We start from the raw sequence: 26,289 nt of genomic DNA, 5'->3' as shown, positions 1-26,289 counted from the left end.
CTGACTCAATGACAAGCTGATCTTCTCATTATAACGCTGCTGTCAATTTTCGACAAACAGCTATAGGGAATATTACCATTTCGACAATTTCGACAACAAGGAGATACGATCTATGCGCCATTTGAAAGTAAAAACAAAAATACTCGCTTTACTTGCTGCTACTCTCGTTTTCCTGGCTGCTGTAGGCTTTACGGGATATCACACAACAGATGATATAGCAGCCAAAGCCCAACTAATGTACAACCAGAATATGCTGGCCAGTATGGACATCAATCAAGTCATTATCGATAACCGTACGATTGAATCCGCCATTATGGAACTGATGATAACCAAAGACCAGCAGCGCAATAATGAATTAAAAAATACCATTCTGGAACGTACAGCCTCCAATGAACAACTGTACGCTCATCTGAATACTATTACACTCACTTCCGCTTCCACTGATCTATACAATCAATACAAAAGCAATTTGACTACCTATCAGAGCTTGCTTCAGCAAGTAGAATCCCTTTCCCTGCAGAACCATAACACAGAAGCCTACAATCTGTTCACTTCCAAAGTTGAACCGATCCGTCAGGCAATGAATGCAGCGACCAAAAGTCTAAACAGTCAACTCACTCAGGAAGCTGCGGCTACCAGTCAACAGATTGAATCTTCCGCTTTTTGGTCCAAAATTATACTGGTGTCTGTAATTGCTACCGGTATCCTGCTTTCTCTGCTATTCGGTTTTATTATTAGCCAGATGATCACCCGTCCACTGGCTCAACTGCAACAATTAATGAGCAGAGCGGGCGATGGTGATCTCACCGTATCCGGAGATTATGAATCCAGAGATGAGATTGGTATGGTTACTTCTTCTTTTAACTCTATGCTTGGCAATGTAAAAGCAATCATCCGTCAGGTGGATGAGAGTGCACTTACCCTGTCTGCTTCAGCGGAAGAGCTAACTGCCAGCGCTGAACAGACTGCACAGGCTGCTGAACATATCGCTGTTGCTACCAATGAAATGTCGACTGGTATTGAATCCCAGGTAGAATCCGTTAATCAGGTTAATCAATCAGTCAGCTCTATGTACGAGAAAATGGGGCATGTATCTACCAACAGTCAGGAAATCAATCAGCTTACCGAACACATGACAACAGCCGCTCATAACGGTCTGCAGGAAGTGAATGAAATTACCCGTTTAATCAAGGGATTATCTATAGATATGGAGCAGAATCTGCGTGTAATGACACAGCTGAATACGACATCTGATCAGATCGGTCTTGCTTCTTCTTCTATCCAGCAAATCGCCCAGCAAACCAATCTGCTGGCACTGAATGCTTCTATTGAAGCAGCACGTGCCGGTGAAGCCGGCCGGGGATTCGCTGTAGTCGCCGAAGAAATACGCAAATTGGCTACTGGTGCTGCCGATTCCTCCAAAGAAATCTCCGATATGGTGCAATCGATTCAAGACACTAGCCGGGCTGCTGTAGAGCAGGTTAATCAATCTTCTGCCAGTATTCAAGCCAGTGTACAGAGCAGTGTACGTGTAAATACCGCATTCGAAGCTATCCGTGAATCAGTAGATGCCACTTCAGGCAAAATCGGTATCTCCAGTGAAATGATCCAGCAAGTCGCCCGCCAATCCGAGAACATTGCAGAAGCCATGGAACATGTCAGTGCGATTACCGAACAGAGCTCTGCAGGTATTCAGCAGACAGGTGCTGCCAGTGAAGAACAGCTGTCTACAATGGAAGAAGTATCCGGTTCCGCTCGCTACCTGTCTGAACTTGCCGAGAATCTGCAGAATGCGCTCGCCCGCTTCAAAGTCTAAATTCCAATAAATAAACAAATAAATATATATACGCATTGTCAACTCTAATGAAATGAGGCTGTTCTTATGAAAAACCTGAAAGTCCGCACCAAGATTATTATTTTGATTATTGTCAATCTACTCGTTCTGGCTGCCATCTCCGTTAACGGTATCCGTTCAACTGAACAGATGTCCGGTATAACTACCAATATGTACACCAACAATATCAAACCAATCACCGCTATGGATCAGATCATTATCAATTACAGTTCCAATGCGACAAAGCTGCTCAAACTGTTTACCTCAACCGATACATCCGATAGCGCACAATGGATCAATGAGATTCAAGCCACTGCAGCCGATACCAAAAAGCAATATGATGTTGTGGGACAAACCCAGCTAAGTGCACAAAATCAACCTCTGGCTGCCAAACTGGTTGAAGTCGCCACTACATTCTCCGCCACTCGCGAAAATGTACTCAAAGCTGTCTCGGAAAATAATGTGCCAGCAGCAGAATCCTCTTATGCGGAATTGGAAAAAATCCGTTTGAGTCTCAATGATCTGCTTAATCAAATCCGTGAAAATATGATGCAAGAAGCTGCTCAGAGCAAAGCAGATGCTGATTCCAGTTACCATCAAGCTGTACTTGTTACTATTGTTGTATCTGCAATCGGATTACTCGTCTCCTTGCTGCTCGGTATCTGGATTGTTCGTCTGATTGTGCGTCCACTGCGCGAAGTACAGGAATTGATGACTTCTGCAGCAGAAGGTGATCTGACTGTCGTCGCCCAGCATGATGCAGGTGACGAGATCGGTCAGGTTGCCAAAGCATTCAATACACTTATTGGCAGCATGCGCAAAATCATCAAAAGTGTTGATGAGAGTGCAATGACACTGTCTGCAGCTTCCGAGGAATTGACAGCCAGTGCCGAACAGACTTCCCAGGCTTCAGCCCATATCGCAGTGTCCTCCGGCGAATTGTCTACCGGCTTTACTTCCCAGACCGATACTATTATTCATGTGACCGATTCAGTAAATGATATGGCTCAACAAATGCAAGATGTACAAAATAACAGTGCAGAGATTCGTACCCTGACCAGCTCCATGCAGGATGCTGCTGATGAAGGACTAAATGAAGTACGTGAAATTACAGATATCATCCAGCGCCTGTCCACCGGTATTCACGATAATCTCAGTGTGATGAACAGTCTGAATAATAAATCCGATCAGATCAGTTATGCATCTTCCGCGATTCAGCAGATTGCCAAGCAAACCAACCTGCTGGCTCTGAATGCATCGATTGAAGCCGCACGTGCCGGTGAAGCAGGCAAAGGATTTGCCGTCGTTGCCGAAGAAATCCGCAAACTGGCGGAGAGTGCTGCTGAGTCTTCCACCATGATCACCCAGCTGATCAGTGATGTGCAGACAGAAAGCCAGAATGCAGTAGCCCAAGCGACTGATTCCGTGAATAATGTTCAAGCAGGTGTAGACAGCAGCAAGCGCGTAAGTGTAGCTTTTGAAGCGATCCAGCAGTCTGTCGTAACCACTGTTCAGCAAATCGGTGGTACACGTGACAAGATCGTTAATGTCAGCAGCAAATCCCATTCTATTGCCGAAGCAATGGAGCATCTGAGTGCATTGTCCGAGCAGGGCTCAGCAGGTATTCAGGAAATGAATGCAGCAAGTGAAGAACAATTATCTACGATGGAAGATGTAGCTTCTTCTGCAAGACATCTGTCGGTAATGGCGGAAGAACTGCAGCAAATGATTGCTTTCTGCAAAGTATAAGGATGCTTTTCTCTCCTCGATCCTCAATCTGTTAACTTGTAAGAGTTGGAAGGCTTCGCCTGATGACCTTTATATATATTTGATTGTTATAGAGAGCAAGTTGGTTACAGTCAGCGAGTCCCAAGGCTGTCAACCACCAGAAAGCTCCAATACCAAAAAGCTGCATTCCTTCGGAAATGCAGCTTTTTGATGTCTTTTCTTTTAAACATGCAGCGCGAAGAACTTATCTTGATATTTTTTATTTCATGTATTTAGAGAATAAATCGCCTACACGTTTGGCGAAGTCTTCCAGGCTGAGATTGTTGTTCATTCGATCAATTCGGGAATACCAGTTTTTGATCGTATCCAGTACCCATGAAGGAATACTTTTGCCTGCAATTCGGTCATAAAACTGATAATAGGCCCAGACCAGATGGTCCCAGCGCTTGTCATCTCCTTCCTGTACATATTCGGATACGTCGATGACTTTGGCATGTCCGTCCTGGACGATTACATTTTTAAGATGAATATCCCTGGGATTAAGCCCAACGCTCCGCACGTATTCCCGCGCCGTCTCTACATCCAGAATCACCTGTTCCGGCACTTCAATGCCCTGCAATAGACAATCTTGAAGTGTAGGTCCCGCTTCATAACTCATCACCAGATAATTCGCTCCATGTCCATAACATATTGGAAAATACGGCGATCCTTGGAGCTTGTCATAGACAGAGACCTCGACAGGAATTTTACTAATAGCCTGTGGCGCAAAAATTTTGTAGGCAAACCCAGGAGCCTGATCATAAGTGAAGACAGCTGCATCCGTACCAATGCCAATACAGCGCACACCATCGGCATAACCGGATATTACCACCAGTTCGTTATCTTCACTACCATTTACTCCTATTCTTCGCAGCGCTTCCTTAGCTGCTTTCCACTCTGTATTCATATAGGTGCTCCTCTCCTGCATCCCACTGAAATATATAATGAAGCCTGATCCAAACGCTATATAGTTATATACACGAATACTCTCATTTAACAACGGGAATTACCATGTATTCTAGCTTATTTTCAGTCACTTTCCAACTTCTCTTACATTATATGTAACTATCTACATCGTACATATGACTGGAAATAAGCGTTTACAGTTTTCAACATGCTTCGGTTCCTGTAGAATGGATAAGACGGGTTTTTAATTGTAATTCCCCTGTAGTGGGAATTACTACCCGCGGGCGAAGCCCATACTTTTGCAGTTAGTCGAAATGGAGGAATTATTCATGTCAGATTTCCAAACAAAGCTCGAACAATATGCTGAACTCGCTGTCCGCGTTGGTGTGAATATTCAGCCGGGACAACGCTTTATTATTAATGCTCCCATCCATGCAGCTGAATTTGTACGTCTTGTTACCCGCAAAGCTTATGAAGCCGGCGCTGCGCTGGTTAAAGTAAACTGGAATGATGATCAGATTACACGTCTGCGCTACGAACTGGCACCGGATGAATCATTCGAGATCGGTCCTAAATGGTATGCAGCCGAGATGGAAGAGCTGGCAGTTGATGGCGGTGCGGTTCTCCATGTAGTATCCGATGATCCGGATCTGCTCAAAGGCATTGATTCCAAGCGTATCGCCGCTTCACAAAAATCATCCAGTATCGTATTGTCCAAATATCGTGAATACGTACAATCCGACAAGCTCAGCTGGTCGATTGTTGCTGTTCCTTCCGATTCATGGGCAGCCAAAGTATTCCCGAATGAATCGCCTGAAGAGCAAGTAAACACCATGTGGGATTATATTTTCAAAGCGGTGCGCGTAGGTGAAGGCGATGCAATTACAGCATGGGAAGCTCATGTGAAAACATTGAATGAAAAATCCGATTATCTGAATAACAAAGCCTACAAGCAGCTTCATTATGTAGCTCCAGGCACCAATCTGACTATTGGTCTGCCAAAAGGTCATATCTGGGCAGCAGCAGACAGTATCAGTCAGCGCGGTGATGCATTTATCGCCAATATGCCGACAGAAGAAGTATTTACCGCTCCACTAAAAACAGATGTAAATGGCTATGTGAGCAGCACGAAACCGCTCAGCTATGGAGGTACGATTATTGATAACTTCAAGCTGACCTTCAAAGATGGCCGCATTGTTGGCGTTGAAGCGGAAAAAGGACAGGATACTCTGCAGCATCTTGTAGAAATGGATGAAGGTGCTCATTATCTGGGTGAAGTCGCTCTGGTACCACATCGTTCCCCAATTTCCATGTCCAATATTCTCTACTATAATACTCTGTTCGACGAGAATGCTTCCAACCACCTGGCGATCGGCAGCGCTTATGCTTTTAACCTGCAGGGTGGCAAGGAAATGTCCCGTGAAGAGCTAACCGAACGTGGTCTGAATAACAGTCTGGTCCATGTAGACTTTATGATTGGTTCCGGTGAGATGGATATTTACGGTATTACAGAAGATGGCCAGGAAGAACCTGTATTCAAACAGGGCGGTTGGGCGTTTTAATACGTAGATTTGATTAATATTCCAGGATAATACATGTAATCAATACAAAATGCACCTCTGTATATAAACTTTAGCTTTTATAACATGCTAAAATTTATTCAGAGGTGCATTTCTATTTAGAGGAAGATTATTTTGTCAAAATAACGGCTGTTTGGTCTGAGATGGATGCTACAGCCATATTTTCATGAAACGAATTGACTCGTTTATACCGCAATGGTGTCACCAGCTTGCCGTCTGTATTAATATATCCATATTTTCTGCCTGTTTTTGTTTGAACACCTACTGCAGCTATGCCATTTCCAAATGATAAAGCTTTATCATACTGATATCCAATCATTAATTTCCCTTGTTTATTCACATAGCCTGCTTTTCCTTGTTTATTATAGACTGCCGCTAGTCCTTCACTAAAACTATCTGCCAAAGCATATTGAAAAGGAATAACTACTTCCCCTTTTCTATTAATGTATCCCCACAGTCCCGATTCGTTTTGCACAGGTGCTAATCCTTGAGAAAAGTCTCCTGCACTTTGATATTGAAATGGAACAATCACTTTGCCTTTGGAATCAATAAAACCGTATTTTTCTTGGAAAGTTTGGACAGCAACTGCATTTTCGGAGAAACTGCGTCCATATTTATAGGTATATGGAATAACAAGAGTACCCTTTTTGTTTAAATATCCAATTTTATCGTTATTAGGCGAGTAGGCCAAAGCTAATCCTTCAGAAAATGAATAATCAGAAGAATACGATTTTTTTAAATTGGTTATTGATTTCCCGTCGGGTGTAATAAACGCGCCATTATCATTCTTGCTTTTTTTTACGAAAGCAATTCCATCCGAAAAGCCTGTAGTTTCTGCATAAATACAAGGAATGACCAATTCTCCTTTTGTATTGATATAACCGCCCAGTTTCGTCGAAGTATCCTCAACCAAGGCTCGTTGATTATGAAAATCTGTGATTGGAATCAAATGATTCGGTAAAGTGAATGCTTCTTTACCTTTGGAATTATAAAACACATCTTTGCCATTGGCTTTATTTGCTAATAACAGTCCATCATGAAACATACCATCACTTTGAGTAGGTATAGGGCCGTATTCAATCGGAACCTTTTCCTCTTTAATGCTACTTGCAGCCGATATAGCTAACCTATTCTCTGCATTATTATTTTGATTCAGTTGGGAAGGTGCGGAATACGTTATACCCTCAGAAGCTCCTATCGTTAACATCACAGTTAATGCAAAAACAGATGCTGCTTTGCCAGTTATTTTATTCATGTGTACCTATCTCCTTTATACCGGTTGGCGGTTAATAAAATTTGGGGGTGTTATTGATCAATTCCTGCCGATCTTTTTCTGAGATAGTACCTGTTTTGGCAACTTTATGTCCATTATACCGATATAGCATTACTGAATCTGCATCTTCGGCTATAAAGCTAAATGAACGCCCATCTGTTGCCCAGGCCAAACCAGTAATAAGACTATAATTTTGCTGGGACAATAATGATATTTTTTGGTTTTTTGTATCATACATAGCAATATAACTGGAGCCCAGATTACCAATACCAAAGGCAATTTGACTTCCATCCGGTGACCAGTTATATGCATCAATTTTCTCACTGTTTGATCCGGTTGCGCTTTTCTTGAGTTGATTTAGTACTTTATGGGAACCATCTGTCAGATCGACTATGATTAATCTTGTTCCTTCATGATCACTCACATCTACAGCCAAATAATGAGCTGAAGACAGTGACAAAGAGTTAATACGTAGAGGCTTAGATTCAAGTTGGAGAGTATACTCCTCTTCTCCACTTTGAATCTTCATGGAACTTACTACTTTATCGGATTCGTGTACCCTTTCGCCTGTGGATTCTGTAAGTTGGGCAGCAAATGAAACATTACCTTGCTGCCATCTGATATCGTCTCCACGAACTGTCACATCAGTATGAATGGGCTTAAAATAATGGATCAAGCTGTTATTCTGATTATCATTACTATGATTTGCAGGCTGGTTTGTAGAAATACTAACTGTTCGCGACTTCCGATCCCAGTTTACCTTCGCTCCCAGCGACTCCCCAACAAACCGAAAAGGAACATATGCTTTTCCTTGTATGATATGTAACGGTGCAGCCATTGTTATTACTTTTTTATTTTTATAAGCTTTTGTCTGTCCTGCCGTTATTTGTATGGTCTCGTTATTTTCAGTATTTATTATCGTAGCTGTCTTTGTCTGATTATCCCATTATATACGGAAACCGGGGAAATTTTTGACGGTATCTACAGGAACGAAGACCGAACTGGCAATCATTAAAGGCTGCTGACTTGTTAGCATTTTTCCATTAATCTTTAATTTCAATTCGCTGGAAGAAGCTGCGATTACAGAACACGTAAATAAAGTGAATGATAACGTTATCGTGCTAATTAAATAAATGCTTTTCTTTAACATCATAATCTCCTTTATATCGTTAATACATGAATGATTTCGATTTCGGATAGCTTTATAAAATCTCCTGTTCATATTTTATCCAAAACTAGAAAAAAGCGCAAAATTCAGTGGATACTCAACTGGACTCCATACCTTACTATTTCAAAAAAATAAACTGACATCAGTTGATACCGATGTCAGTTTATTTACAATGCTGCTTTCCAATTACTTTTCTTATTAAGACATCAACAAATATAATCGTTAATGTTTTTGATCAGCTACCTTTTAATCGTAAGAATATTTATACGGAAATATTCAAAGATCCTTTTTAAAAGTAGATATACAATTCTCTTGCATCTACTTATGGCTTCAGAATAACTTTGATACAATCTTCTTTTTTGTTATCAAAAAGATCATATCCACGCTCTGCATCACTCAGTGACAGCTTGTGCGTAATAATATCGGTAGGATCGATGGTACCATCTGTGATTTGTTTGAACAGCTGTGGCATGTAGTGAACAACCGGCGCTTGTCCCATAGCCAATTTTACATTACGCTCAAACAAATGACCCAGTGGGAACATGTTATAATTCTCACCATATACTCCGGTCACCTGAATAGTACCGAATTTACGCACGACATTGGCTGCGATCCGGAAAGCACCAAGTCCACCGCCTTGCAGTTTGAGCGACGTCTGGATCTTCTCGGCAGTACTCTTGTCTGCATCAAGGCCCACACAGTCGATAACTACATCTGCTCCACCGCTGGTTAGCTCAAGCAGATACTGATCCACATCCGGAACCTCTTTGAAATTCACGACTTCTACATTATTGGTACGCTTGGCGTGGGCCAAACGATAAGGGATATGATCGACAGCAATAACGCGTTTAGCGCCTTTTTGCCAAACAAATTTTTGAGCTAACAGTCCAACTGGTCCGCAACCCAGGATAATAACAGTATCTCCTGCTTTGACGCCGCCACTTTCTACACTCCAAAAAGCAGTAGGCATAATATCTGACAGGAACAATACTTGCTCATCTGTCACTTCTGCAGACTCCGGAATAACAAATGGCAGGAAATTAGCGTAAGGTACACGCATCAACTCTGCCTGCCCCCCAGGATATCCACCATAAATATCAAAGCCAAAATACGCTCCGGTATTTTTTTCTTCCATTTCGTTGGAATTATCGCATTGACTTTCCATCTGGTTTTTACAGAAGAAACATTCACCACAGGCAACGTTAAATGGTATAACGACACGATCGCCTTTTTTGACACGGGTTACGCCTGGACCTACTTCTTCAACAATCCCCATTGGTTCATGTCCAACCACATAGTCGTCATGAATAACTGGCGTCTCACCATTAAAGATATGAAGATCGGAACCGCAGATTGCTGTAGAAGTAATCCGGACAACGATATCATCCTGTTTTTCGATACGTGGATCTTTTACCTCTTTGACTTTTACGTTGCGTTTTCCCTGGTATGTTAGTGCTTTCATTTGTATTCCCCTCTCCAGATGTAATCATAGAATGTAGTAGCCTGAATAATAACAGCAGACTCGGTGATGAAAATAACAAAAGTTAGAAAGTTTACGTCTTTTTGTATTAACCATAACCTTCGTTTTATTAACAACTTACAAATAAATAGTAGTGTTTACGTTTAAGCTTTGATAAGTAAATGTATGAGGAAATTCAATTTGACTATGATAATGATGCCAATGTAATCGTCTATAATCCGTCCCTCCCTTCAAACCAGCAAGACAGCAAAAGATTAATTTACGGGTAAGAAGGGTAAATGAGGTACAACAGGCTGTTGCCTACGAGCGCAGTTCGATATGCAGCCAAAGACGGAAGGGAGTTTTTAATAATGAAACATTTAACGAAATCTCAAATAGAGGAGCTTAAAAATAGCTTACTGGAAGAAAAAGAAGGACTGGAGCGTCATTTTGAAGTAGACAAGGATCGTACCGAAGATGGACGGATTGAATCGGAGCGTATGTCTACCGGCGAATTGAGTGCAGTCGATAACCACCCTGCTGACCTGGGTACAGAGACTTTTGAACGAGGACGTGATCTGGCAATTGATGATCAGATGAACGATACACTCGATCAGGTAAATGCTGCACTCGAACGAATCGAGAACGGTATGTATGGTATCAGCGAGATCAGTGGCAAAGAGATTCCATTCGAACGGCTGCAGGCGCTGCCATTTACTACGTATCTGGTAGATGAGAGTCCTCATGATAATGTGAGCGATTACCGCCCGGTTGAGGAAGATATTATCACTCCTGCTGCCAAAGGTTCAGGTGAGAATCGCCAGCAGAATACAGGCCGATTTGATGATGCAGGTGCATGGCAGGCGGTTGAAGATTACGGCGTAGCTGATTCTCCTGCACTCAGTGCACAGCGTGAAGTGCATAACTACAACGATCTGGCCGAAGGCCGGGAGAGCAACAATAACTTTACCGAGAGTGTAGAGACATTCGCCGCCAATGATATTGATGGAAGCAACCAGCATATCGAGCAAGGTGAAGCTGTTGAAGTCTATGAGGACAAAGGTGAAGGCGACACCGAGCTGCAGATCGACGAAGCAGACGAAGAAGTTAAGGCAGATGTAGAAAAAGCGGATCGTCGCCGTTAATCTACTGTCCTGTGATATAAATAAACATTCCTATATGTATAAATGAAAAATAACCCCTTCGGATTATTGTATCCAAAGGGGTTATCCTGTTGAAGCGGTAATGGGCATCTTATCTATAGCCCTTTCAAGATTTATAACTTGTTTAGACTACATACGATTCAGCTGATCGACTTTTCTTATTATATTCCCTTATACAAAGAAAAAGCCGAAATTACCCGTAAAGGCTAATTTCGGCTTTTTCATGTTGTTCAGGCCAAAGCCTGATTGGTCGTCACAGCAAACTGCGTAATCACCAGTTTGATCCTGGAAATTCGCTTGTTCTCCGTCTCTTCCACTACAAATAAGTGCCCGTCATGTGCCACGCTCTGTCCTACTTGCGGAGGCAGCGACTCTACACGAGAGTACAGCCATCCGCCGATGGTATCATATTCACTGGAATCCAGATCCAGGGAGAACCGTGTGTTGATCTCTTCGATCAGCATCAGGCCATCAATGGAATACGTCATCTCATTGATCGGTTCTACGACTGGACGTTCATGGTCAAACTCATCCTGAATTTCTCCGACGATTTCTTCCATTATATCCTCGAGTGTTACCAGACCGGCTGTACCGCCATATTCATCAATCAAAATCGCGATCTGCGTTTTGCCACGTTGCATCAGCTTCATCAGTTCGCTAATTTTGATCGACTCCGGTACAGCAATAATCGGACGAATCAATTTTACGGTGTCTGTAATCTGATAGCGCATCAGATCCTTGATATGCAGAAAGCCGACAATATGGTCTTTGTCGCCATCACATACCGGATACCGGGTGCGCATACCATCAAGAGCAATCTGCAGATTCTCTTCGCGGGGAGCATGCAGGCTCAGACAGATCATTTCCGTACGTGGAATCATAATTTCGTGGGCGGTTGTATCTGCAAATTCAAATATATTATCAACCAGCGCCAGTTCGGTATTATCGATCAGTCCGCTCTTGTTGCTTTCTTTCATGAGTATGCGTATCTCTTCTTCCGTATGAGCAGATTCCAGTTCGGAGGCCGGAGCGATTCCAAACAGTTTGAGCAGGGCATTCGCCATGCCATTCAACATCCAGATAAAAGGATACATGATTTTATGGAATAAGAACATCGGGCCGGCTGTCCATAATGTTACACTTTCCGCTTTGCGGATCGCGAGCGATTTGGGTGCAAGTTCCCCGAGTACAATATGCAGTATCGTAATCACCACAAAAGCAATGGCTACGGATACGCTGTGTACAGCTACTTCATTATTCCAGCCAATTGCCGCAAATATCGGTCGGATCAGTCCAGCAATTGCCGGTTCACCAATCCAGCCAAGTCCCAGGGAAGCCAGTGTAATTCCCAATTGACAGGCCGATAGATAAGCATCCAGGTTATTAACGATCGACTGGGCAAAACGTGCTCGTGCATTACCTGCATCGACCAGCGTCTCCAGACGACTGCTGCGAATTTTGACCATCGCAAATTCCGCTGCAACAAAAAATCCATTTAACAAAACAAGAATAAATACAAATACTAAGTTCCACAAACTGGGTAAGGGGTCAGTCAAGTGTGTCTCCCGCACTGTCTGCTGCAAATATTGATCAGACAGCTGCGGGTTCACCTCCTTCGAATATTAGATTTTTGAATAAGAAGCCATTGTACATGTACCATCAATTTCCCAATGCATTCACCTCTTTCTATATGTAAGGATAGACGTTACCTGATTATATTATAGCTCTAAAACAAGCACAGTCAAATAGGGATTGAGCGCACTTACAATTTTTTTACAATCCTGCTCATTTCCGTTAACATCTGCTCTTTATACTTTAGCAGGTGAGCACAAGACGGCGAATATCCTGTTTTCCGTTATTGAATGATTAATGAAAGTGAGGTTGGAATGTTGGATAAATCCTCTGCTGTTCCCGTCAAGTCCGGTATGCAGCGTACCCGTTCGGCAGTACATCAGCCACGTCGAACCAGACATTGGCATGAATATGCACTGGCCGTTATGTTTTTGGCACCTTCGATTCTGCTGTTTGGAATCTTTCTGTTCTACCCGCTGATCAAGTCGGTATATCTTAGTGTACATTCGACTACGCCGCGCGGAGATGTTGCCAAATTTATCGGATTGCGCAACTTTGAGAAGCTGTTTGATTCCGGACATTTCCTGAATAGCCTATGGGTAACCTTTGAATTTATGCTTTTTACTGTACCGACCTCTATTGTGCTGGCTCTGATCCTGGCTGCAATCTGCCGGACACACCTGAGAGGAACCAAAGTATTCCGCTTTATCTTCTCACTGCCACTGGCAATCTCGGTCAGTACTGGTTCGGTAATCTGGATGGTGCTGTTTCATCCGACACTCGGCACATTGAATTATCTGCTTCAGGCTGCCGGACTGCCGGCTGTACAATGGCTGACTGATCCCAACTGGTCACTCATTTCCATTTCCATCATGACAATATGGATGAATCTGGGCTTTCTGTTCATTCTGCTGCTCGGCGGTATGGAGGGTGTACCAGAAGATATTTATGAAAGTGCCAAGATGGATGGTGCGGGTCCGATGCGTACCTTTGTACAGCTGACTCTGCCACTGATTTCGCCCACTATCTTCTTTGCCAGTGTGACTTCCATGATTGGTGCATTCCAGTCATTTGGACAGATTCATATATTAACCAAAGGGGGACCGATGAACAGCACGAATGTGCTTGTATACAATCTGTATCAGGATGCTTTTGTTAACTTCCGATTTGGCTCAGGCAGCGCACAGGCGCTGGTATTGTTTGTCCTTATCCTGATCCTGACAATCATCCAGTTCAAATTTGGAGAAAAGAAGGTGCATTACCAGTGAGACCCAACATAATGCGCACTGGACTGGCTTATCTGATGCTGGCTGCTGCTGCAATTCTGATTTTGTTCCCTTTCTGGACCGCTTTATCCAATTCACTGATGACCGAGTCAGAATCGGCTACATATCCGCCAAAGTTTTTCCCGACCAGCCTGAATCTGGATAACTTTGCTAGTGTCATGGCTTCTATTCCGATTATCCGCTTTATCGTGAATAGTTTCGTAACGAGCGGGATTATTACAATCGGTAACCTGATTACAGCCTCTATGGCTGCTTATGCTTTTGCTTTCCTTCGTTTTCCCGGACGCAAGCTGCTCTTCGCCCTTTTCATGGCAACGATGATGATTCCATGGGAAGTAACCGTTATTCCCAATTATCTGACTGTACGCAGCTGGGGCTGGCTGGACTCCTATGCCGGATTAACAGTACCGTTTCTGGCTACAGCATTTGGAACGTTTCTGATGCGTCAGTTTTTTATGCAGCTGCCCAAAGAACTCATGGAAGCGGCTCGTATCGACGGATGTGGACATATCCGGATCTTCGCATCGCTAGCTGTACCACTGGCAATGCCGGGTCTTGCTACTCTCGGGGTCTATTCGTTTCTTAATCACTGGAACATGTATCTATGGCCGCTGCTCATTACAAATACCGAGAATATGCGCACCGTGCAGATCGGGATCAGTATGCTGCAGTTTGCCGAAATGACTGCCTGGAATCTGGTGATGGCAGGAATTGTACTCGTACTTGTGCCTTCCCTGCTCATGCTCGCAATAGGACTGGGACGTCTGGTTGGCGGCCTTACGACTGGAGCACTGAAAGGTTGATTTACGGACTTACAGTACTGACAGCCAACGGTACAAGCTCCTGCCAACTTTATAATCTGCTGGCTGCATAACAACGCAGTATATCTTATCCCCTGCTGTATTCCTGATACAGGTTACTTCTTTTATCGGCTTCACTGCTTAAAAAAACTACTACTTATATTTGAAGGAGAATGTTCAATCATGAAATTCAAACCTTTTTGGCTTCGCAAATGGAGTCTGCTCGGCATGAGTCTGTTCCTCTTCCTCGCAGCATGCAGCGGTGGACAACCTTCACAGGGTTCCGAGCCGGCCGCAGCTGCCGGAAGCGAAGCTTCCTCTGGTCCCGTCAAAGTTGTATGGTGGCACTCCATGAGCGGTGAACTGGGCAAAACGGTAGACAGCCTGGTCAAGCAGTTCAATGATTCCCAAAAAGACGTTCAGGTTGAAGCCGTTTATCAAGGTGAATATGATGAAGGTTTGAATAAATTCAAAGCAGCTATGGGTTCTGGCAGCGGTCCAACCATGATGCAGACGTATGAAGTGGGCAGCCGCTTCATGATTGACTCCCAGGCAGTTACGCCAATGCAGCAGTTTATCGATGCTGATAAATTTGATGTATCCCAGCTGGAAGAGAATATTCTGAGTTATTATACGTTTGATAACAAGCTCTACTCCATGCCTTTTAATACGTCCAATCCGATTCTCTACTATAACAAGGATGCGTTCAAAAAAGCGGGGCTGGATCCCGAGAATCCACCCACTACGTATGCCGATGTAGAGAAAGCAGCCAAAGCACTGACCAAAGACGGTCAATCCGGTGGTTCCTTCCCAATTTATGGCTGGCTGATGGAACAACTGCTTGCCAACCAGGATATCGAACTGCTTAACAACAGCAATGGACGCAGTGCTCTGGCTACCGAATCCATGCTGAATTCCGATGCAGCAGTCAATACACTGACATGGTGGAAAAAGATGGTTGATGATGGTGTAATGCTGAATCTTGGACGTAAAACCGATGATACCAAAAAAGCTTTTGCGGCTGGTCAAATTGCCATGACTATGGATAGTACAGCCTCCCTGCGCGGTATCGTAAGTTCTGCCGAAGGCAAATTTGAAGTAGGTACGGCTCCTATTCCCAAGCCTTCTGCCGATTATGAGGGTAAAGGCGGCGTTATCGTAGGTGGCGCGAGTCTGTGGATTATGAATGACAAGCCCGAAGCTGAACAGCAGGCGGCATGGAAATTTATCAAGTTCCTGACTGAGCCTTCCACACAAGCATACTGGAATGTCAATACAGGCTATTTCCCGATTACCAAAAAAGCTTATGATGAAGATTTGATCAAAGAAAACATGAAAAAATATCCGCAGTTCGAAACAGCTGTCAAGCAACTGCATAGCACCAAGATTGATCCGGCTACCCAGGGTGCTGTAATGGGTATTTTCCCGGAAGCACGTCAACTGACCGAGACCGCGATGGAAGAAGCAATCAATGGCTCCAAATCACCAAAACAGGCATTGGACGATGCAGCTGCACAGATTACTCAAAAGCTGCAGGATTACAACGATTCGATCGCTCAATAAGCAGAGCAATGAACAGATGAATCCTGTCTGGTCTGTATGCTCTGTATACTGGAAAGTATGACGAACAAATAGCCTATTCACTGGGCTGAACTCAGAAATGGTTAGCAAAAAAGGCCGATATACCGGGTTTTACTCCGGCATCGGCCTTTTTGTTATGATTTACCGATTTTGCGACAGATCTGCTCCGGTTAATTCTACCGACAGATCCCACAGACGCTTGGCCTGCTCCGGATCGATAGCATATTCTTTTACCCCGGCACGAGGACCGTCAGGTACAAACATCTTGGCGACATCACAATCTTCGCAGTAGACGCCACCTTTGTCTTCTAATTGAGGGGATGTCGCTGCCCATACCTGTGTGGCTGCTCCCTGCTCCGGTGTTTTAAATGCAGGATTTACAGCCTCGCCATCTTCACTGATCCAGCTCAGTGCGATCATTTCTTCTCTCGGCATATGTCGCTGCAGTGGTGTCAGAATGCCACCAGGATGCACAGCAAATGCACGTACGCCCTGTTCAATACCGCGACGATCCAATTCTACGGCAAATAGTGAATTTGCTGTTTTGGACTGTCCATAGGCTTCGAACTTCTCGTAATTGCCTTCAAAATTCAGATTATCCCAACGAATCGGCGAGAGATGATGCCCTGTGGAGGAAGTGGCAACGACCCTTGCTCCATCACCCGCTATCAATGCAGACCAGATCAGATTAATGAGTGTAAAGTGACCCAGATGATTGGTCGCAAACTGTAACTCCCAGCCGGGTCCAACGCGCGTCTCCGGACAAGCCATAACGCCCGCATTGAGTAGAGCGAGATCAACACTACGTCCACTTGCGACCAGACGGCCTGCAAATGCACGTACGCTATCCAGATCAGACAGATCAAGTTCATCCACTGCAACCTGATCAATTCCTGCAAGTGCCTCTCGTGCTACCTCCGGACGACGTGCTGGAACAATGACATAAGCGCCTGCTTCAACGAGTGCTCGCGTAGTCTCTAACCCCAGACCTGAATAACCACCCGTAACAAGCGCAGTTTTGCCCGAAAGGTCGATGCCTTGCAATACCTCACTGGCAGTACTGCGATACCCAAAACCTGATTCTATAGGTTGTTGCGGTGTTCTTGTATACGATGTTTGCATGAATTATCTCTCCTCTGCATTTATAGTTATGGTGTACATATCTATACTGTACAATTTAGAGTTCACTCTAGGTCAAGCATAATTTTATTGGCCAGCTTTTTGCGCCAACCAATAATTGCGTATTTGCAAAGAACCTTTGAGAAAATTAGATATGATCTGCACCCGTAAGTTTAACTGATAATGTCCAAAGACGTGAAGCTTCTTCTGGATCGATCGCATACGGTTTTACACCTGTGTGCTCTGCATCATCGTTTGTTAATATGGAGATATCACAATTTTCGCAATACACACCACCTTTACTTTCTAGCTGAGGCGAAGTTGCTGCCCATACTTGCGTAGCAGCACCTTGTTCTGGTGTTTTGAAAGCTTCGTTCACCGTCTCGCCATCTTCTTTGAACCACTTCAGTGCAATCATCTCTTCCATAGGCATATGACGCACAAGAGGTGTAAATACAACTCCCGGATCTAAGGCAAAAGCACGTACTCCATGTTCAGCACCACGTCTGTCTAACTCCACTGCAAATAATGCATTCGCTGTCTTCGATTGTCCGTAGGCTTCAAACTTTTGATAGTTGCCGTCAAAGTTGATATTATCCCAACGAATCGGTGAAAGATGGTGACCTGTTGAAGAAGTTACCACTACCCGTGCTCCTTCTCCAGCTATCAGCATAGGCCAGATCAGATGAATGAGTGTAAAATGACCGAGATGATTCGTTGCAAACTGTAACTCCCAGCCGGGTCCAACGCGCGATTCCGGACAAGCCATCACACCCGCATTGAGTAGAGCGAGATCAATACTGCGTCCACTTGCGACCAAGCGACCTGCAAATGCGCGTACGCTATCCAGATCAGACAGATCAAGTTCATCGACTTCAACCTGAGCAAGTCCTGCCAGGGCTTCGCGTGCTGCCTCCGGACGCCGTGCTGGAACAATCACATGCGCACCTGCCTGAATGAGTGCACGTGTTGTTTCTAGCCCCAAGCCTGAATAACCGCCGGTGACCAGCGCAGTTTTACCAGACAGGTCGATGCCTTTCAACACTTCGCTTGCGGTACTGTGATAACCAAAACCAGATTGAATAGGTTGTTGCGGTGTTCTCGTATACGATGTTTGCATTATTCGTCTCTCCTCTATTTTGTAGATGTTGTGTATATAGTCACACTCTACAATTTAGAGTTCACTCTAGGTCAAGCCTAATTTTAAAGACTGGCGTTTTTAGACACCGAATGAGCACATGGTTGAAAAGGATCTTCCTGTGGATCTTGCCGCTGCAGGTTTTTTTCATACACATCGGTTTTGTAATTGATTATATCCAGGCATTCACGCAACTGTTCCATCTGATCTCTAACATGCTGCTGATGTTCTTTTAAGATTGCCAATCGTTCATGTTCATTACCGGGTCCAATTCGCACCAGTTCAGCATAACGCCGCATATCCGCAATGGGCATTCCCGAGTTACGTAGTCTTGTGCACATAAGCAGCCACTCTACATCGGCTTCACTATACCTTCTTCTTCCACCACTATCACGTGCAATCCGGACCGATAATAGCAATCCTTCACGTTCATAAAATCGCAAGGAGTGAACACTCAGTCCTGACCGTTGTGCGACTTCACCAATACTAAGCTGATCTTTTACTTCCACATGAGTATTCATCGTTTTCTCCTCTGCACTCTATATTTGAACCTATCATCGTATTCTTTTTAAGCTTCAATTGTAATAGATCCATGATTATCGATCTTCTTATATCTATCTTAACGCAGTTATTGTTCAATCACCATGCAGCTTTTATGATAAGGATCTGGGCCAGCATTTCTATAAAAATATAAAAAATCACTTTATTGCAATTTGATATAAACCGTTTGACAGTACATAGCGAAAATGCTAGTATCATTTATACCAAGTATGCTTGTCGGATTAGTTAGAAACCGAAGGGAATAACCGGTTTCGCTAGTGAAAGCACTCTACAAATAAGTAAAAAAAGAATTTAATCTACTATCCAAAAGGAGAACTTCTTATGTCTGCTGATCCTATTTATCGCGATGATGTTGAATTTGGGTGGTTTATGCCTACGATGGGAGATGGAACAAGTCTTGGACGTGAATCCGAGCGCAAACCGACTCTCAATTACTTGACTCAGGTAGCTCAGACTGCGGAGCGGTCAGGCTTTGAGTTTGTATTGATTCCAACAGGCGGAGCTTGTGTAGACTCCTGGGTTGTAGGTTCTGCTATTATCGGGGCTACCACTACACTCAAGCCGCTTGTTGCAGTACGACCGGGTCTGATTGCTCCTGTATTGACTGCACGTATGGCAGCTGCATTGGATAATTTGTCAGAAGGTCGTGCTCGTATTAATATTGTGACTGGAAGTTCTCCAGCTGATCTGGAAGAACTGGGTGATCCACTTGCCAGAGCGCACGACGAGAAATATACACGTACACGCGAGTATCTCGACATTATCAAAGGGGTATGGGAACAGTCAGCAGGACTTGCTTCGACTGAATTCAGTTCCGGAGCTGAAGCATCAGTAGATAATAATAAAGTGTATTTTAAAGGTGATTATTACGAAGTAAATGGCGGAACCAGCCGCCCGGCTACTGTGCAAAAACCAGGATTGCCTATTTACTTTGGTGGTAGTTCTCCGATGGCCAAAAGTGTAGGTGCGGAGTATGCCGATGTATTCCTGATGTGGTCTGAACCACTGGAGATGATCAAGCAGCAGATTGAAGAACTCAAAGAGTCTCAGCGGAAGCACGCTGAACAAAGTGGTACAATTCGTCCACTGCGCGTAGGCATGCGTGCTCAGGTACTTGTGCGTGATACCGAAGAAGAAGCTTGGGAAGCTGCTCGTAACCTGATCAAGGATGTGGATCCAGAGACAATCGAACGTGCACGTTCAACGTTTAGCAAAACTGGCGCAACCGGACAAAATCGCCAAAATGCGATTCGTGATGCAGCAGCGGCTAATGACTTTGTGGTTGGTCCTAACTTATGGGCAGGATTGTCTAATTTGCGCTCTGGTGGAGCATTGATGTTTGTCGGTACACCAGATCAGGTTTCTGATCGACTGCTCGAATATGCAGAAGCCGGTATTACTTCTTTTATTCTATCCAGCTATCCACATTTGGAAGAAGCGCAGATTTTTGGAGAAAGCACACTGCCGCTGTTCAAAGAAAAATGGGCGCAGCGTTTTGCTTCTCTAGGTCGTTAATACAGATGAATTATAATTAAAATTGCATTTTTCAATAATTAAAACAACCCGCAGCATGTGATCTCCCTGTAAGGGACCAGATGCTGTGGGTTGTTTTGTTATAGAAGACTCTCTACTTCTATGACTATTCTTCTATAACTTCTCTACGTGTGCAGAAAGTGAACGTTATGACTGATTATTGGCATAGATGCCTAATACTCTTAAACAGGGTATGCCAACTGGACAGGGACTATTCAATGTAAATCATTTTGCGTGTCATTCCTCCGTCGATAACAAGCTCGGCACCGGTAATAAATGAATTATCGCTGGCTGTCAGGAACATGCAGGCTCTGGCGATATCATCAGGTTTGCCAACACGCTGAGCTGGATGCTGTGTATGATCCTCTGGCTTCAGTGCCGCATAATCGCCATTCTCGATCCAGCCGGGACTGATCGCATTGACACGGATATGATCCGGTCCTAGTGACACCGCCAGTGCATGGGTCAGTGCAGTGATTCCACCTTTGGAAGCAGCATAGGCCTCCGAATTAGGCTCTGACATATGCGCTCGCGTAGAGGAAATATTCACAATTGCTCCTCCCTCATGATCGCGCATTACCTTTGCGGCTTCCCGTGATATAAGAAAACATGCTCTTACATTGGTATTCATTACTTCGTCCCATTCTTCAAGTGTCAGATCATATGGTGATTTCCAGCGGCTAATGCCGGCATTGTTAATCAGTACATCGATCTTCCCGGTCGTCTTGACCACTTCCTGAATCAGAGTTTGTACGTCTGCTTCACTTTGTACATCACAAGGCAGGAAATGCGCCTGTCCTCCCTGTTCGCGTATAGAAGCAGCTGCAGCGGCTCCTTCGGCTTCTTTGACATCACTGAGGAATACCGTAGCTCCTTCCGCTGCATATCCTTCGGCTACTGCTCTGCCAATTCCCTGAGCAGCTCCGGTTACAATCACCGTGCTGGATGTATATTTCATTATATATTCCTCCATTATTTAGATATTGATTATTGGATATTGTTTCGTATTCCAGTATTCCAATAGGCATGTATACTTCGATAAATAGACAGAGACTACATTTTCCTCTACTGCACTATTCAACGATTGCACGCCTCCCGAAACATTCCATGCCTGTATGGAATCCCTCCACTACATATAAAATATAAACAATATCCAATTCACAGATACGGCTATTGTACACTCCTGACTCCCCCCTGTTCAAAGCAAAAAACCTCCACACTTCATCGATCCTGGAAGTGTGGAGGCTTATGAGCTGCCGGGTTGCAGATTTCCTTTTACCAAAAGATCATGTACCGATTGGCGCCTGATCTGGAGAATACCAGTCAGATAGTTAAGCATAGTAGGCTTGCAGCATTTCCTGTGTATCATCTTTCTCTCCGTCGAACAATCCTTGATCTGCCCAGCATGCGAGACAGGTTTCTTCATCCTGGCATTTGGCAGCTTCTTCACAGTTGTAACAAAGGGTCATGTAATAGTGGGTAAAGTTTTCTTGGACGTTGGCTTTCATCTCAATCATCTCCTTGTTTTTTCTACACCCCAATCATAACTGATCCTCTGGACTTATTATGTGATTTTTTTCACAAATGATCTGAAATTTTAAATTATTTTTTATTTTTTTGAATTTATTAAAAAAGGAGCTACCTTATCAGACGCTTTCGCACTGTTCGGTAACTCCGTATATTCAAATGGAATAATGCTGATTAGAGTACATGCCAGCTTTTACCGCCATCTGTCGTCTGCATAAGCAGCGAACGGCGTTCTTCGTTCTTGGCAACCAGCAGCCAGCCTACATCCTTGGAGAAAAATTGAAGCTTAGCCATCTCAGGATAATTGGCGATTGTCTTCTGCAGGGTATCATTGGCAGGAAGTGCTTTCCACGTGTGTCCCTGATCCTGAGTCGTGTATATAATACCATCAATCAGTGACCAGCCCTGCTTACGATTGAGGAAAGTCGGTCCCATTGTCTGATTGATCCCTGTCTGCGGCTTGAGCGTATACGCTACATGTGTCCATGTCTTGCCGCCGTCCTCGGTAAAGTAGCCGGAATAGCTGGTCTGTGTTCCTTTGACGCAGCCGATATTCATCCAGCCGCTCGTTTTGCTTGTGCCATAAAATTGCGGCTTGCCGGTGGTGATTCTATCGCAGCTTTTCACTTCTTTGCTCAGGAAGCTGGCGCTGGCTGTCCAGGTTTTGCCACTATCAGCTGTAGTATAAAGGCTTGGTTGTCCATCCTTTTCGAGTGTGATGAATCCATGTTTGTTGTCCCGGAAAGACATTCCGATCAATGTCCCGCTTTGCGGCAGTTCATTGGTTGTCTGGTCTGCCGAATTTATGGAAGAGGAGCTCTTCATTAATCGGGTCCAGCTGTCTCCCCCATCTTCGGTACGGTAAAAGGCTTTCCCTTTCTGGTGATTGGACTCGTCTGTCGATGTCATCACCCAGCCGGTTTTCTCATTAATAAAGTACATACCCAGTACAGTACCATTATCGTTAAAGGTAGCTACATTCCAGTTCTGCCCTCCGTCTACCGTATGCAAAATCAATGTCTGTCCGACACCATTGGCATTGCGGGCTACCCAACCATTTTTTTGATTCAAAAAGAAAATGCTGCTGCCATAAACCGGTGGTTCGGAAAAGGAAACGGTTTTGGCAGGAGATACATTGTCCCAGGTTTTACCGTTGCTCTGGGTAACATAGATACGCAGCTCGTTACGGGTAATTCCCCAGGCTACGCCTGCACTGGCACTAAGCAGCTGAAAATCGGTCAGTCTGGTCTGGATCTTGTATTCTGATATATCGGGTCTTCCACCTGCACGTTGATTTATGTTTGAATCCGTTGTTTGTTTGAGGGTAATGGTCTGACCCTGATCTTCTTTGGAATTCTGAAGCTGCTCACGTACAGCCTCACTCATAAGAGCGTTGTCGCTGCCTGCTGATGAACAGGCCGACAGAAGGAAAACCAGGGATATCCATATAAGAAGCGATTTGCTCATGCTCCACTTCATCTATTATTCTCCTTCCACACACTTACCTGATGCTAAAGCGTTTCAATTTTTCACGACCTATATAAGAGTAAACTAATTTTAAAAAAGGTAGTTTACAGAAAAGTTACAAGCGATTACAGTTTTATGGAATTTCGATACTAAACCAACCCGATTACGGTTATAAGTAATAGAAGACCTTTTACTTTATGGAAGCTTTCAGCTACAATAGTAGCGAATCTGTAATACAAATATAAGGAGATGATAATTAATGTCTGAATCCGTATCCAAACCTCACCGTGTAGTCGTTATCGGCACAGGAGCGGTTGGTTCCACAACCGCTTACACTCTACTTCTCCGCAACCGGATGTCCGAGCTGGTATTTATCGACGCCAACAAAGACAAGGCACTTGGCGAAGCACTTGATATGAATCATGGGCTTCCATTTGTAGGCGGTGTCAAACTGTGGGCTGGTGACTACTCTGATTGCAAAGATGCAGATATTATTATCATCGCGGCCGGATCGAACCAGCGTCCAGGTGAGACGCGAATTGATCTACTGAATCGAAATGCCGCCATTTTCGACGACATTATCAAAAATATTACCAAGTACAATGACCATGGTATTCTATTGGTCGCTACCAATCCGGTAGATATTCTCACCTATGTATCCTGGAAAAAAAGCGGTTGGCCGGCTAATCGGGTTATCGGCTCCGGTACCCTGCTGGACAGCGCACGTTTCCGCTATCTGATCGGCAAGCACAAGGAAATCGATCCCCGCAGTATTCATGCCCATATCATTGGCGAGCATGGCGATTCCGAGCTGCCGGTATGGAGTCTGGCCAATGTGGCTGGTTCCGCACTTGCCTTTGACGAAGCCGAGCAGGATGATATTTTCAACAGTACCAAGAATGCCGCTTATGAGATCATCAATGCCAAAGGATCTACTTCGTATGCGATTGCTCTGGCATTGGACCGGATCGTAGCTGCTATTTTGCAAAATGAGCATGCTGTACTGAACGTCTCTTCCCTGCTGGATGACTATCATGGCATCTCCGATGTGTATCTCGGTGTACCTGCGATTGTCGGCAGAGAAGGGATCCGCGAGAAATTGCAGATTCCTCTTAATGAAAAAGAAGAAGCGCTGCTGCGTGCTTCGGCAGCCAAGCTCAAAGATCAGATTGCCCAGTTAAACATTTAGCCTATATTTCAAATTTTACGCAAGGGCTTACAGCGCTTTTACACAAGACGATTATATCCCTTCGTCATTATACAGCGCTGTGCGCAAATTGACAAAAACGCCGCTTTTCCATCAGGAAAGGCGGCGTTTGCTGCATATATAGTTATACATAATTCACATTGCTGGCGAAATCCGACTTAATAAGGAATATCGTCATCTCGTTCTTGAGGTTGGTTCGCACGCTCGATCAGCTGCTGGGACAAGTTTTCGAACGTATCCGGCTGCAGCAGTTCGACCGGAGAGAAACCTTTTTCAAAAGTAAAGGACTCTCCCTCGATCACCATCGCATAATGATCACCCAGCTTGGCGATATGCATCCGGAAGCCAAAGTCTGCCAGAAGCCCCTTGACGCTCGTATCACCCAGTTTGACGCGAATCTCGATCTCCGGCTTGATCTCGACGATGCGTTCAGCAGCTTCGATCACCTGCTGCGGTTCCCATTTCTCCTGCAGATCACGCTTGTCACTGGCAGCCCACAGCTCCAGATCATGCTCTTCCCGCTGCCGCTCTTCGTTACTCGCATCCGGCCACTTTTCTTCTACATAGGTCTGTACATAATCCATCACTCGTTCATTCACAATTTCCGGAATCGATTGCTCATATGTTACGAATTTGAGGAAATCCTCAAAATAGCGGGCATGGGAAGACTGATGTACTTTGAGCTCCCATTCTTCAATCATGCCTTCTTCCGGCATATGCGGATACTGGATCGATTTCATATTACGGGCGCTAATCGCCATTTCTACTTCGCTGATCAGGCTACGCTCATCCGAAATGCGGGCAATCTGCTTTTCAAAATCGCATTTCATCACAAATACAAACGGATCATCAAAATGTGTATCCATCTTCACCTGCGATACGATCAGGGCACCGCCACGTACAGAGCTGGTATCCAGATAGCTGCGTACCAGATCATCGCCGGCATTTTTGAAATCTTCTTTGTTGTCTACCGTGCGAAGACGCGCGAACAGATTAAAATTGGGATTGCTCGTCAGCTCATGACCAGGCTCTACGAGAAAAGTACCGATCTTGGTCGGCGGCTGCTCACTCGACGGATTTTTCTCTACTTTGCGCTTGGCTGTACGGGTAAACTCGGCATGCAGGAAATTCTTGAGCTCACTCAGCTCATATTCATCTTCATCGAGTGTCTGATAATGTTTATAATTTTTGGAAGTCTGGCCTTCTTTGCCCTCTACCTGCAAAACAAAAAAGGATAGGAATTGAACATTAAATCGCATGATATACTCCTTTGTCATTACGGATACAGCCTGCGGATGAAATCCGGCAAGCCCAAATTGTCTGCCTATCACTATACTCGAATTTGAAC

The 26,289-nt window shown here is 44.4% G+C and carries 20 protein-coding genes and 1 pseudogene; 9 read left to right on the top strand and 12 right to left on the bottom strand.

Annotation, left to right across the window (positions count from 1 at the left end; all coding sequences use genetic code 11):
- Positions 1-112: 112 nt before the first annotated feature.
- Positions 113-1,816 carry a methyl-accepting chemotaxis protein gene (locus tag H065_RS0106180; protein ID WP_017812157.1) on the top strand — a complete coding sequence of 568 codons (1,704 nt, stop codon included), beginning with the start codon at positions 113-115 and terminating at the stop codon, positions 1,814-1,816.
- Positions 1,817-1,882: 66 nt separating this feature from the next.
- Positions 1,883-3,583, top strand: a complete 1,701-nt coding sequence (locus H065_RS0106175) for a methyl-accepting chemotaxis protein (protein WP_017812156.1) — start codon at positions 1,883-1,885, stop codon at positions 3,581-3,583.
- A 238-nt stretch (positions 3,584-3,821) separates the two neighbouring features.
- Here H065_RS0106175 and H065_RS0106170 read toward each other — a convergent pair whose 3' ends face one another.
- Positions 3,822-4,508 carry a hypothetical protein gene (locus H065_RS0106170; protein ID WP_017812155.1) on the bottom strand — a complete coding sequence of 229 codons (687 nt, stop codon included), beginning with the start codon at positions 4,506-4,508 and terminating at the stop codon, positions 3,822-3,824.
- 328 nt (positions 4,509-4,836) lie between these two features.
- Here H065_RS0106170 and H065_RS0106165 point away from each other — a divergent pair, with 328 nt between their 5' ends.
- Complete coding sequence (locus tag H065_RS0106165) at positions 4,837-6,069, top strand: aminopeptidase (protein WP_017812154.1); 1,233 nt, start codon at positions 4,837-4,839, stop codon at positions 6,067-6,069.
- Between the two features lie 127 nt (positions 6,070-6,196).
- On the opposite strand, the gene H065_RS0106160 is transcribed toward H065_RS0106165, so the two are convergent.
- The 3 genes and pseudogenes from H065_RS0106160 to H065_RS0106145 all read right to left on the bottom strand — a co-directional run bounded on the left by H065_RS0106160 (position 6,197) and on the right by H065_RS0106145 (position 9,990).
- The gene (locus H065_RS0106160; RefSeq protein ID WP_017812153.1) at positions 6,197-7,342 is read right to left on the bottom strand and encodes a WG repeat-containing protein; all 1,146 of its coding nucleotides are present in this window, start codon (positions 7,340-7,342) and stop codon (positions 6,197-6,199) included.
- Between the two features lie 31 nt (positions 7,343-7,373).
- Positions 7,374-8,294, bottom strand: a pseudogene (locus H065_RS25380) (stalk domain-containing protein); the annotation flags it as partial.
- Between the two features lie 556 nt (positions 8,295-8,850).
- Positions 8,851-9,990 carry a zinc-dependent alcohol dehydrogenase gene (locus H065_RS0106145; protein WP_017812150.1) on the bottom strand — a complete coding sequence of 380 codons (1,140 nt, stop codon included), beginning with the start codon at positions 9,988-9,990 and terminating at the stop codon, positions 8,851-8,853.
- Positions 9,991-10,358: 368 nt separating this feature from the next.
- Between H065_RS0106145 and H065_RS0106140 the strand changes: the two genes are divergently transcribed.
- Positions 10,359-11,132, top strand: coding sequence for a TraR/DksA C4-type zinc finger protein (locus H065_RS0106140; RefSeq protein ID WP_017812149.1), 774 nt, complete (start codon positions 10,359-10,361; stop codon positions 11,130-11,132).
- A gap of 248 nt (positions 11,133-11,380) precedes the next feature.
- On the opposite strand, the gene H065_RS0106135 is transcribed toward H065_RS0106140, so the two are convergent.
- Positions 11,381-12,685, bottom strand: coding sequence for a hemolysin family protein (locus tag H065_RS0106135; RefSeq protein ID WP_017812148.1), 1,305 nt, complete (start codon positions 12,683-12,685; stop codon positions 11,381-11,383).
- Between the two features lie 351 nt (positions 12,686-13,036).
- On the opposite strand from H065_RS0106135, the gene H065_RS0106130 reads away from it, so the two are divergent.
- The 3 genes from H065_RS0106130 (at position 13,037) to H065_RS0106120 (ending at position 16,371) form a co-directional block, all read left to right on the top strand.
- A complete protein-coding gene (locus H065_RS0106130) occupies positions 13,037-13,990 on the top strand; it encodes a carbohydrate ABC transporter permease (RefSeq protein ID WP_017812147.1) in 954 nt (317 codons plus the stop codon).
- 11 nt (positions 13,991-14,001) lie between these two features.
- Positions 14,002-14,811 (top strand): carbohydrate ABC transporter permease, encoded by an 810-nt coding sequence (locus tag H065_RS0106125; protein WP_017812146.1) that lies wholly within the window; start codon positions 14,002-14,004, stop codon positions 14,809-14,811.
- Positions 14,812-14,991: 180 nt separating this feature from the next.
- On the top strand, positions 14,992-16,371 hold the full coding sequence (locus tag H065_RS0106120) for an ABC transporter substrate-binding protein (RefSeq protein WP_017812145.1): 1,380 nt from the start codon (positions 14,992-14,994) through the stop codon (positions 16,369-16,371).
- A gap of 159 nt (positions 16,372-16,530) precedes the next feature.
- Here H065_RS0106120 and H065_RS0106115 read toward each other — a convergent pair whose 3' ends face one another.
- The 3 genes from H065_RS0106115 to H065_RS0106105 all read right to left on the bottom strand — a co-directional run bounded on the left by H065_RS0106115 (position 16,531) and on the right by H065_RS0106105 (position 19,167).
- A complete protein-coding gene (locus tag H065_RS0106115) occupies positions 16,531-17,511 on the bottom strand; it encodes an SDR family NAD(P)-dependent oxidoreductase (protein WP_017812144.1) in 981 nt (326 codons plus the stop codon).
- 145 nt (positions 17,512-17,656) lie between these two features.
- On the bottom strand, positions 17,657-18,628 hold the full coding sequence (locus H065_RS0106110; protein WP_017812143.1) for an SDR family NAD(P)-dependent oxidoreductase: 972 nt from the start codon (positions 18,626-18,628) through the stop codon (positions 17,657-17,659).
- 83 nt (positions 18,629-18,711) lie between these two features.
- Positions 18,712-19,167 carry a MerR family transcriptional regulator gene (locus H065_RS0106105; protein WP_017812142.1) on the bottom strand — a complete coding sequence of 152 codons (456 nt, stop codon included), beginning with the start codon at positions 19,165-19,167 and terminating at the stop codon, positions 18,712-18,714.
- Positions 19,168-19,528: 361 nt separating this feature from the next.
- Between H065_RS0106105 and H065_RS0106100 the strand changes: the two genes are divergently transcribed.
- Positions 19,529-20,722, top strand: a complete 1,194-nt coding sequence (locus H065_RS0106100; RefSeq protein ID WP_017812141.1) for an LLM class flavin-dependent oxidoreductase — start codon at positions 19,529-19,531, stop codon at positions 20,720-20,722.
- Positions 20,723-20,951: 229 nt separating this feature from the next.
- Here H065_RS0106100 and H065_RS0106095 read toward each other — a convergent pair whose 3' ends face one another.
- The 3 genes from H065_RS0106095 to H065_RS0106085 form a co-directional block, all read right to left on the bottom strand.
- Positions 20,952-21,698 carry an SDR family NAD(P)-dependent oxidoreductase gene (locus H065_RS0106095; RefSeq protein WP_017812140.1) on the bottom strand — a complete coding sequence of 249 codons (747 nt, stop codon included), beginning with the start codon at positions 21,696-21,698 and terminating at the stop codon, positions 20,952-20,954.
- A gap of 373 nt (positions 21,699-22,071) precedes the next feature.
- Positions 22,072-22,248: a hypothetical protein gene (locus H065_RS27820; protein WP_017812139.1), complete on the bottom strand. Its 177-nt coding sequence runs from the start codon at positions 22,246-22,248 to the stop codon at positions 22,072-22,074.
- Between the two features lie 193 nt (positions 22,249-22,441).
- Positions 22,442-23,653, bottom strand: a complete 1,212-nt coding sequence (locus H065_RS0106085; protein ID WP_238557900.1) for a VPS10 domain-containing protein — start codon at positions 23,651-23,653, stop codon at positions 22,442-22,444.
- 340 nt (positions 23,654-23,993) lie between these two features.
- On the opposite strand from H065_RS0106085, the gene H065_RS0106080 reads away from it, so the two are divergent.
- Entirely contained in the window at positions 23,994-24,923 is a 930-nt protein-coding gene (locus H065_RS0106080; protein WP_017812137.1) for an L-lactate dehydrogenase, read from the top strand.
- A gap of 176 nt (positions 24,924-25,099) precedes the next feature.
- On the opposite strand, the gene H065_RS0106075 is transcribed toward H065_RS0106080, so the two are convergent.
- The gene (locus tag H065_RS0106075; protein ID WP_017812136.1) at positions 25,100-26,200 is read right to left on the bottom strand and encodes a DUF3900 domain-containing protein; all 1,101 of its coding nucleotides are present in this window, start codon (positions 26,198-26,200) and stop codon (positions 25,100-25,102) included.
- Between the last annotated feature and the right edge of the window lie 89 nt (positions 26,201-26,289).

The organism is Paenibacillus shenyangensis (genome assembly GCF_000346635.1).
GTDB classification, from domain to species: domain Bacteria; phylum Bacillota; class Bacilli; order Paenibacillales; family Paenibacillaceae; genus Saccharibacillus; species Saccharibacillus dauci.
The sequence above is the reverse complement of the archived record's forward strand: the minus strand, read 5'-3'. Positions and strand labels throughout refer to the sequence as shown.